Origin of the sequence: Actinomadura geliboluensis, assembly GCF_005889745.1 — a bacterium.
Taxonomy (GTDB): Bacteria; Actinomycetota; Actinomycetes; order Streptosporangiales; family Streptosporangiaceae; genus Spirillospora; species Spirillospora geliboluensis.
Genome location: NZ_VCKZ01000427.1, coordinates 1 through 7498, shown reverse-complemented (window position 1 = coordinate 7498; position 7498 = coordinate 1). Strand labels below are relative to the sequence as shown.

The following is a 7498-nucleotide window of genomic DNA, read 5'->3' as shown; positions in this document are numbered from 1 at the left end:
GGTCTGGGATCTCGGTGATGCGGGCTCGGGGCTTGTCCTGAGGTGGCATCTGGAAGAGGAGGTCGTCTTGGGTCAGGTTGGCTGCTCGGATGTGCTCCTCTAGCTTCTCGGTGGTCTGGGTGCTGAGTTTGAAGCGGCGGTACTCCTTGTCCTTCGGGTAGTCCTTGACCAGGAAGTGGCGGCCTTCCGGGTGGAACTTCGGGTTCAACTCGACGAGCGTGCGGCTGACCGTGAGGATGCGGGTTCTGAGGTTGACCGTCCTTCACTCGCAGCTCGCTGAGCTCGCCCCAGCGGAGGTCGCTCTCGATCTCGGTTTCGGCGAGGAGTCGGAAGGTGCCTTCGGGGAGGGCGTGGTAGACGTCGTCGAACTGCTCGGGAGTGATGATCTCGAGGGGCTTGCGGACGACCGGGGGCGTCCGTACTCCGCGGCAGGGGTGGATGAAGGTGACCTGGTCGTCCATCGCGGTGGTGAAGATGGCGCTGAGGATGATCTTCTGGTAGCGGATGGTCACCGGCTTCATGCCCTGGTTCTTGAGGGCCGTGATCCACGCGCGGACGTGCTCGGGGAGGACGTCGGCATGATGTGCTTGTAGATCGCGTACGTGTAGCCCTCACGGGTGGTGGCCTCGACCTGGTGGTTCGGGAGCTAGACCTGCTCGACGTAATCCTTGAACCGCTGCTTTCCGCGGCCTGGATCTCCCGTTCGGCCCCTGGAGACCTCGACCTCTGCTCGTTGCCATGCCTTGTCCGTGTCAACGGCGCGCGAATTCTGACCCCCTGCCGACGTCTGAAAGTTGACCCCCTGGTGGTGTTGTTTGCTGCGGGTTGTTACTGATGGTCGTTGTTGGTCTGGGCGGCGGGGACGCGGCCCAGGTCGCGGTTCTTGAGGCGGTAGCTGTCTCCCTTCAGGCTGATGACCTCGGCGTGGTGAACGAGGCGGTCGATCATGGCTGCGGCCACGATGTCGTCGCCGAACACCTCGCCCCAGCGTCCGAACGGCTTGTTGCTGGTCACGATCAGCGAGGCGCGTTCGTAGCGGCTGGAGACCAGTTGGAAGAACAGGTTCGCCGCTTCGGGCTCGAAGGGGATGTAGCCGACCTCATCGACCACCAGCACCGGGATGCGGGCGAGTTTGACCAGCTCTTCCTGCAGTTTCCCGGCGGTGTGGGCGTCGGCCAGGCGGGCGACCCATGCGGCCGCGGTGGCGAACGCGACGCGGTGCCCGGCCTGGCAGGCGCGCATCCCCCAGGCCGATCGACAGGTGGGTCTTGCCGGTGCCCGGCGGCCCCAGGAACACCACGTTCTCGCGGGCGGCGACGAAGTCCAGAGTGCCCAGATGGGCGATGACCTCACGCTTGAGGGACCGCTGGTGGTCGAAGTCGAAGTCCTCCAGTCCCTTGCGGGCAGGGAACCGCGCTGCACGGATGCGGGCCTCACCGCCGTGGGATTCGCGGGCGGCGACCTCGCGTTGCAGGCAGGCTGCCAGGAACTCCTCATGGCTCCAGGACTCGGCCCGTGCTCGTTCGGCGAGCCGCTCGACCGACGCGGCCAGGGACGGAGCCTTGAGCACCCGGGTCAGATAGGCCAGTTCGGCGGCGAGGTTGCGGCCACTGCCGGTCTTAGCAGAAGCCATCAGGCCACCACCCCGTCAACGCCCAGCAGTGCGTCGTAGTCACTGAGCCGGCGTTGCTCGACCTGGGTGTCGGCCGGAGCGGTCACGGCCTGGATCCTCGAGCGGCGCAGTGCGGCCGCGGCCTGGGCGTGGGCCGGGTCAGTGATGCTCTGATGAGCGGCCCAGCACCGCTCATGCCGGGCGACAAGTTGGCCGCCGCAGGTCACGGTGACCTGCTCGGGATCGGCGACCACCTCGACCAGTCGCCCGATCACCGACGGGTGCACCGAATAGTCGTTGGAGGCGATCCGGACGTAGTGGTCGCGGGCCAGCCGCGTCGAGGTCCGCCACCCGACCGCCGGAGCGACCGGCGGCAGCCCCACCATCGCTGCCCGATCGACCTCGATCCGGTCGGCCGGACGGCACCCGATCCGCCGATGGTGGCGGGTGTTGGCCCGCGCCAGCCACTGAGTGAGCTGGACGTTGAAGTCGCAGGGGCCGGTGAAGGCGCGGCCGGGCATGAAGGAGGTCTCCAGATACCCGTTCGCCCGCTCCACCAACCCCTTGGCCTCGGGGTCGGTCGGCCGGCACTGGCGGATCGCGATCCCCAGCATCCCGCGGAACGCGTTGGCCTCGGTGGTCAGCTGCGGGCGGCCGCCCCGCCACTGCCCGATCGCGCCCTTGTCACCGGGGGGAGAAGAGGAACGAGCTCGACTTCAACGCTCAGTGGGAGGGCAGAGCTGCCTGGCATGCAGAAGGGGCAGAAGCTGCGGAGCAAGAGCAGGGAGGGGTCGAGCAGTTTCACAGGACGCACCAGCTGAGTGCGAGCACGCCCAAGCTATGCGGGCAGCGCAGGGAACACGACCACTGAGCCGTCCTTGTCGCGGGCGATCTCGATCGCCACGTCCGTCGGGCGGCTGTTGAACGTAACGCCGTCGCTCAGCTTGCGAATCCTGTGCGCCGCGCGCATCAGGCGCTCGACTTCACTGGTCGTGAAAACGGGACGCAAACCGGACGGGCGTGCCAGCTCCAACGCCGACAGGCGGACGAGGACGCCGGCGATGCCCGACTCCAGGTCGTCGAGGCGCTGCTGGTGGTCCTTCAGGTTGCGAATGAAGTTCTCGAACGGATTGCCGGGGTCGCTCTGAGCATGCTCGACGGCCTGGAGGACGATGACCCGCCGCTCCAGCGCGATCGCCAGCGCGGCGAGTTCGAGGTGGGCGCGGAACATGCCGCCACGGTCGTCTGCGAGGCCGGGGAATGGCTTTCTCAGCGTGCTGATCTCGACGGGCGTGTCGTCGGGCAGCGTGTCGAGGGCGCTCCGCCATTTGACGAGGCGACGCTCGGCGGCGACCAGCGCCGTGCTGATGGCGTATGACGCGGAGTCCAACCCCAGCGAGACACCGAGCTTGCCCTGGTCGAGCAGGATGGCGGTGGCTTTGTCGATGGCGTCGCGGCAGCCGTCGAGTTGGCTGCGCTCTCTCTCGAAATTGTCTTCCTGCAGTTGCTCCAGCAGTTCTGTGATGTGCTCGATGGCCTGCTGGCGTTTGGAGTCGGCGTACGCGCTTACCCCCACCGCTACGGCCATGAGTACGAGCGGCGCGGCCACGGTGAGCGCCACGCTGCCCGCGGCCGCGACGCCGGCAGTGGTGCCGGCTCCACCGGCTGCGCCCGCTGCTGCCGCCTTACCGACTGGCACGAACGTCGCGCCGCCGACGATGCCCGTTGAGGTCACGAGGGGACCGCGGATTCCACCGGCCACCGTCTTCGCCGCCATCGGGCGAACGATGCCCTGACCGAACTGGGCGGCGAACTTCGCCGGAACCACCATGCGATACAAGCCTTCGCCGGAGGCGGTCGCCGTGGCCGCCGCAGAGGAACGCTGCGCTGATTGCGTGATGAGCTGCGACAGATGCTGTGCCAGGGGACTCGCTGCATCCAGTGGGATACCTGGGCTGCGGTCGAGTTTGTCGGGCAGTGGATGCACCTCGAGTGTGGCGATTGGCTCGTCGACCAGCACGGCCAGCACGCCGCGCAGTTCAGCCAGTCGCTCAGCCGTCATCGGCTCGTCCCCAGCCAGAGTGGGCACCCGGACGTCACCAGTCGCCAGCGTCCACACCGGAACTATTGCCGTGCTGTCGTCAGTCATCGTCTCCCCTTGTTCCAACGAGAGCCTAATGCCTGTTCCGCTTGCTTTCAGGCGAGTAACCTATCCGGGAAGATCGTTGGCACAAACAGGCCAGGCGGCAACTGTGGAGCGGTGAACAACCTCTGGCCTCCAGGCCGTTCGTTGGACCTGCTGCAATCAGCAGAGCATCACCCACGCCGCGAGTTCATGAGCCACGTCCACAGAACAAACAGAAGCCCCCGACAAGGGCGAGGGCTGCCAACGTCCAGTCAGGCTTTGATTGTCATTGTCAGCGAATGGTGACGGGTCCACCTCCGCCGCAGTCTCTCTTTTCTCCGTTTCAGAGCAGGTGGACTATGGCGTTTTTCGTTTGCGAGTTTGGGTCACAATCTTACTCTCCTGGCATTGCCCACACGCGAGCTGAAGGCCCGCTCCGAGAAGGGCAGCGCTCCACTCGGCCCGCAACAGCTATCACCGCATGCGCCCTTACGGTGTGCTCATAGCCGAGGGTTACCAGGTAGATCCGCTTGACGTCTATGCGCGTGACCGGTGGACCTGCCAGTTGGGGCATGTGGCGATCGACCCCGCCGTTGATTGGGCCCCATCCGTGGTTAGCAACCCTCGACCACATCAAGTCGGCCTCGCTGGCCGGCAAGCACGTGCTGGAGAACCGCCAAGCCGCCCACTGGATCTGCAACGTCCGCCAGGGAGACGCCTGGGGGCGGGGACGGCCACCCCTTGGTGCTGACGACGCGAAGCGCCGCTAGATCAGCGGTGTACTCGGCTCGGCTGCTCGCCGCGCTGCGAATCGTCATGTTGGGACAACGGCTCGAGGTAGATACGCCCAAGTCGGCTTCGATGTGTTTGACCGTTCTCGGCGTTCTGCAATCCGCTAGGTCTCGTGAGCCGGCAGACGAGTTCAACCGCGACCACGCCCTCAAATCGGGCATATCATACCCGTATGGATCTATCGGTGATCACGCGTGAGGCCGTCCTCGATTCGATCGCCGAGTTCGACCAGCTTGGACGTGGCCGCTTCCTGCAGAAGTACGGTTTCGACCAGGCCCGTCAATACTTCATGCACCACGATGGCGTGTACTACGACTCCAAAGCCATAGTCGGGGTTGCTTATGGCTACGTCACAGGCCGTCCACTGACTGCGGGCCAGTTCTCCGGCGGGCGGCAGACCATCGGCCGACTGCTCACACGTTTGGGGTTCGAGGTAGTCGTCGATGAGCCTGCCTCGCCTCGGCGGCGCCTGCTTGACCTTCTCGGCGATCTACGTGCCGCCAGCACACCCGATGGGCCCGCTCGGCATCAGCCCATAACCCTTCTCTGGGCGCTGGGCAGGGCAGCGCAGCGCCATCCAAGGCTGGCGCCCTGGCGAGCGGCCCATGCAGAGTTGTGCGGCCTCATGCGTGAGTACGGGCAACCCAGTTCCAGGCCGACGCCTGAGTTTCCCATAATCGCGCTGGCACATACCGATCTTTGGGAATTGACTGGACATGGCGGAGCCGTCCCGGCGGCGCATGGCAAGCCGATCACCTGGCTTGAAGAACAAGATCCTCACTGCGGCCTCACGGCTTGGGCGTATGAACTCGTCGCAACCAGCCGATCAGCGCGTTTCGAGGCCGTCACGATACTCGGCACGCGATTTTTCGGAGGTGCCACTCCCGAAAAATTGCTGGTGGAGGTTGGTCTGCAATCCGCGGGACCAACTGCTACATCGACGTCTCCCCACTCAAGCCCGCTGGAGCTTTACCGGCGTCTCTGCTGGACGGTCGAGACGGCCGAAGCGCGCGGCGACCACGACCGCACCTCGACCACCGTGCGAGAGGAGCCCGTACGCTCAGCAGCCGCCGTCGAAGCGGTGCTCGTCCGAAGCGCCGGGCACTGCGAGAACCCTCTGTGTACCGGTCAGCCCAACGACGTGACCAGGAACGGCGATCCGATTCTCGAGGTCGACCATGTCCAGGACCGCGCACGGTGGGGCCGCGACCACCCGGTTCAGATGATCGCTCTCTGCCCCAACTGCCACGCCGTCAAGACAAGGGGTCGAACTGGCGAGCAGCTGCGGAAGACCCTTCTGAAGGAAGCTCGGGCGAGACACATTACTTGGGTCGGGCAAGTCTGACTTCCCATTGTTCGCAACGGCCTTCCATCAGCAACTTCCTGACTTGCGTCGCACAGTTGGTCATGTGGACGGGTGCGGATGTGGTCGAGCAGCCGGCGCCTCGTCGCGCGGGCCCAGGGGTTACACATCCCTTTCTCCTGACGCAAAACGTCATCCATATGTGCAAAAATGGCGAATCGCGGCCGCTTTCGATCGAACGAAGTTCATTGACAGGAATTCGCTCGCACTGCAAGCATTGCGGTTCTTGACGGGGGTCTTGGTTCGACAATTGCTTGGAGGTAGTGCATGGGACAGCAGCATCGGGGGTCCGCCGGAGGGCTGAGGCGGAAGCTGACCGTCGTGGGGGTCGTGGCCGTCATGGGTGTCGTCGGCAACGCGGTGACGGCGGAGGCGGCGGAGGCGCCCGCCCGTCCGCCGATACCGGGTAAGTCCACCGTCGACTTCTCGGCCCATTCCAAGGCTCACAGCGCCAGGGTCATCCACTGCGAGATCCGGTTCATCGGGGCGCACGGCGGTATCCCGCACAAGTCCGGTCACGTGCACGGGACCATCAACGTCCGTACTGGTGTGACCTGCACTCAGCCGATCCGGATGATCCGGGGGAAGGTCGGCCTCTTCAGCAACCGGGGGAGCAAGATCAAGGCGTTCGGCAGCACCGGGGCACGTACGGCCAAGGGCAACGCGGCGCTCGTCTGCAGGACCGGCAGGTACCACGGCGAAGCGGTCGCAACGCTTTATGCGCCCCCTGGATACTCTCCCAGGGTCGTCACCGTCGGGAAGAAGACTCCGACGGTGTCCATCCACTGCTGACCCGTATCACCGGTTGAGCTCGTCGCTGTCCGCCCACACCGGGTCGGTCACCTCGGCCGGGAGGGCCTCCAAACGCTCGTCCGCCAGTATCTCGGCGATGAGCGCTGCGGTTCCTCCGAGGTAGGTGGAGTCCAGATCCGTTTCCGTCGTGACACACCAGGCTCGGTCATCGGGCCAGAACAGGTTGGGTGACTGCGGAAAGAGCGGCGTCGCGAGTTCCCCGGCAGCGTCAAGAGGGCCCTCGAGTAGGAGATATGCGCGTTCCGGCAACTCCACTCGGGGGCCTTCGGCGATCTCTGACGGGATAGCCGGCGCAAGCACGTCGGGCTCCTCCCACTCCTCACCTGCGTCCGCGTCCGCGTCCGCCGTGAATGTGGCGGTCGCTCCCTCGTGCGCTGGTTCGTACACGTCCGAGACACAGAACCAGCAGTGGCCAGGTGTTCTGGTGTGCCTGGCGAGGACTTCACACAGTGCCGCCAAGAGCGTCGGAGTCAGCGATCCCGGATCGGGTTCCTCCGCCCACGGACGTACGGTGTCCGAACGCGGTACGGGGCCGGCCAGTGCCTGGAACTGCACGCGCGGGTGCACCACTCCGCCCGACCACGCGGCCACCCGCGCCCACGTCACTGGGCTCCCGTCCGCCGCGTAGGCCGGGTGCAGGATCCGGGCATACGCCTCGAAGCCGTGGGCACGGCCCGATCAGCATCACCGGCCCCGGCCGCGCCGTGTGGATGTTCGGCGAACTGCCGGACGGCCTCGCCGGCCAGGTCGCCGCGACCGGCGGGACGCTGCGCGCGTCCGCCGCCGACCCCCT

6 protein-coding genes and 3 pseudogenes are annotated in these 7498 nt (G+C 65.9%); 4 read left to right on the top strand and 5 right to left on the bottom strand.

Going from position 1 to position 7498, the window contains the following annotated elements:
* Positions 1-208, bottom strand: a pseudogene (locus tag ETD96_RS37385) (tyrosine-type recombinase/integrase); the annotation flags it as partial.
* Positions 209-218: 10 nt separating this feature from the next.
* Between ETD96_RS37385 and ETD96_RS37380 the strand changes: the two are divergent.
* Positions 219-593: a hypothetical protein gene (locus ETD96_RS37380; RefSeq protein ID WP_138641233.1), complete on the top strand. Its 375-nt coding sequence runs from the start codon at positions 219-221 to the stop codon at positions 591-593.
* A gap of 235 nt (positions 594-828) precedes the next feature.
* Here ETD96_RS37380 and istB read toward each other — a convergent pair.
* From istB to ETD96_RS37365, 3 genes and pseudogenes are all read right to left on the bottom strand, one after another.
* Positions 829-1633: pseudogene (gene istB / locus ETD96_RS48435) on the bottom strand (IS21-like element helper ATPase IstB).
* Positions 1633-2295, bottom strand: a pseudogene (locus ETD96_RS37370) (Mu transposase domain-containing protein); the annotation flags it as partial. The pseudogenes istB and ETD96_RS37370, both read right to left, overlap by 1 nt.
* A 155-nt stretch (positions 2296-2450) precedes the next feature.
* Positions 2451-3761, bottom strand: coding sequence for a hypothetical protein (locus ETD96_RS37365; RefSeq protein WP_138641231.1), 1311 nt, complete (start codon positions 3759-3761; stop codon positions 2451-2453).
* 515 nt (positions 3762-4276) lie between these two features.
* Between ETD96_RS37365 and ETD96_RS48310 the strand changes: the two genes are divergently transcribed.
* The 3 genes from ETD96_RS48310 to ETD96_RS37350 all read left to right on the top strand — a co-directional run bounded on the left by ETD96_RS48310 (position 4277) and on the right by ETD96_RS37350 (position 6684).
* Positions 4277-4507, top strand: coding sequence for an HNH endonuclease (locus tag ETD96_RS48310; RefSeq protein ID WP_138641230.1), 231 nt, complete (start codon positions 4277-4279; stop codon positions 4505-4507).
* A gap of 194 nt (positions 4508-4701) precedes the next feature.
* On the top strand, positions 4702-5874 hold the full coding sequence (locus ETD96_RS37355; RefSeq protein ID WP_138641229.1) for an HNH endonuclease signature motif containing protein: 1173 nt from the start codon (positions 4702-4704) through the stop codon (positions 5872-5874).
* A 339-nt stretch (positions 5875-6213) separates the two neighbouring features.
* Positions 6214-6684 (top strand): hypothetical protein, encoded by a 471-nt coding sequence (locus tag ETD96_RS37350; RefSeq protein ID WP_205719642.1) that lies wholly within the window; start codon positions 6214-6216, stop codon positions 6682-6684.
* Between the two features lie 6 nt (positions 6685-6690).
* Here ETD96_RS37350 and ETD96_RS46220 read toward each other — a convergent pair whose 3' ends face one another.
* The gene (locus ETD96_RS46220; protein WP_205719641.1) at positions 6691-7092 is read right to left on the bottom strand and encodes a hypothetical protein; all 402 of its coding nucleotides are present in this window, start codon (positions 7090-7092) and stop codon (positions 6691-6693) included.
* Between the last annotated feature and the right edge of the window lie 406 nt (positions 7093-7498).

Excerpts from the sequence above, each read along its gene's own strand:
- ETD96_RS37365 (WP_138641231.1), bottom strand. The coding sequence starts at position 3,761 with ATGACTGACGACAGCACGGCAATAGTTCCGGTGTGGACGCTGGCGACT.
- ETD96_RS37355 (WP_138641229.1), top strand. The coding sequence starts at position 4,702 with ATGGATCTATCGGTGATCACGCGTGAGGCCGTCCTCGATTCGATCGCC.
- ETD96_RS48310 (WP_138641230.1), top strand. The coding sequence starts at position 4,277 with ATGCGCGTGACCGGTGGACCTGCCAGTTGGGGCATGTGGCGATCGACC.